This window comes from Neisseria sp. WLZKY-1, from assembly GCF_046546535.1.
GTDB lineage: Bacteria > Pseudomonadota > Gammaproteobacteria > Burkholderiales > Neisseriaceae > Neisseria.
Genome location: NZ_JBKGTW010000099.1, coordinates 1 through 1790, shown reverse-complemented (window position 1 = coordinate 1790; position 1790 = coordinate 1). Strand labels below are relative to the sequence as shown.

Below are 1790 nucleotides of genomic sequence, written 5' to 3'. Positions count from 1 at the left end.
GCCAAGTTTCCCGCCATCCCCAAAGCCTATATTCCCAAGCTGCTGGAAATCGCGCTGGGCAACGGCAAAACCGCACGCCAAGACGCGCAAAACCTGCTGCAGAGCCTGCCCAATATCCACCAACGCGCCATCGAAGCCTTATCCAGCGGCAAGCAGGACATCCGCACCACCGCCGTTGAATGGCTCGGCCGTTTGGGCAACAAGGAAGCCGTCCAGCCGCTGTATGACTTGTTGAAAAAAGAGAAAAAAGAAACCGTTGTCGCCGCGATTCTCAACGCGCTCGAAGCACTGGGTGAAGACATCTCCGCTTATCTCACCCCCAAATCTCTGCTTGCTGATGCAGAAAAAGGGTTGAAAGGCAAACTTTCCGCCAGCTTTACTTGGTTTGATTTCGGCCTGATACCCGCCGCCAAATGGGCAGACGGCTCGCCCGTCGATCCCCAAATCCTGCAATGGTGGCTGGTGTTGGCCGAAAAGCTGAAAGACCCCAATCCCAACCCGCTGTTCCAGCGCTATATGACCTTGCTGGACGAAAAAAGCCGCCAAGACTTTTCCCTGTTTGTGATGCAGAGCTTTATCGCCCAAGACACCAAAAACTGCGGTATCGATGAAGCCACCGAATACGCGGTAAAAGAAGCCCCCGACCGTCTGAAAAACTACCAAAGATGGTTCAAGCAATACCCCGAATACCATCCCGAACTGGCCGACATCACGCTGGAACAGGTTGTCGAACGCATCAAACGCGAAAAACTCGGCGAATATCTCGGCTCGGCGATTAAAAGCAAAGGCATGCTCACCCTGGCCGGCGACGCGCAGGGCGCAGCGGCGGTGAAAGTGTTGCAGGACTTTTTGAAAAACCACTTCCTGCGCCGCGCCCAAATCGAAGCCCTGCTGTGCGCCGTATCCGCCAGCAACGATCCCCTGATCATCCAACTGCTGCTTAGCCTTTCCCGCCGCTACCGCACCGCTTCCGTGCAGGAGCTGGCCAAAACCCTGGTTACCCGCATCGCCGAGCGCAACCATTGGACGGCCGACGAACTCGCCGACCGCACCATCCCCACCGCCGGGCTCGACGAAAACGGCATCCTGACGCTCGAATACGGCAGCCGCACCCTGAGCGCCTATGTGGACGACGCCGACAAATTCGTACTCAAAAACGAAGAAGGCAAAACCATCAAAGCCCTGCCCGCCCCGCGCCAGAGCGACGATGCCGCGCTGGTCAAAGAAGCCAAAAGCCAGTTTGCCAACGCCAAAAAAGAGCACAAGCAAGTCGTACAAATGCAAACCGCCCGCCTGTACGAAGCCATGTGCGCCGAACGCACCTGGAGCGCCGCCGACTGGCTCGAATACCTGGCCGCCCACCCGATTATGAAACGCCTGATTGCCCGCATGGTATGGATCGAACTCGACGCCGAAGGCTTCGTCCTGCAAACCTTCCGCCCCGACGGCAGCGGCAGCCTGCTCAACCTTGACGACGACGAAATCGAACTCTCGCCCGAAAGCTACGTCCAACCCGCCCACCGCGTTTTGATGGGCGCAGAAGACGCCGCAGGCTGGAAGGCGCATCTCAAAGACTACAAAGTCAAACCCCTGTTTGACCAGCTTTCCAACGAACTGCCCGAGTTCGACGAAAAAGCCGATGCCATCGACAACCGCAAAGGCTGGCTCACCGACACCTACACCCTGCGCGGCGTGCTCACCAAAATGGGCTACCAGCGCGCCAGCATCGAAGACGGCGGCAGCTTCGACCGCTACTTCAAACCCTACGACGCCCTGGGCATCAGCGCGGT

At 58.0% G+C, this 1790-nt stretch carries 1 protein-coding gene; it reads left to right on the top strand.

Annotated elements, in window-relative coordinates:
* The coding region (locus ACLD9W_RS12290) for a DUF4132 domain-containing protein (RefSeq protein WP_410842276.1) at positions 1-1790 on the top strand (1790 nt) is incomplete at both ends.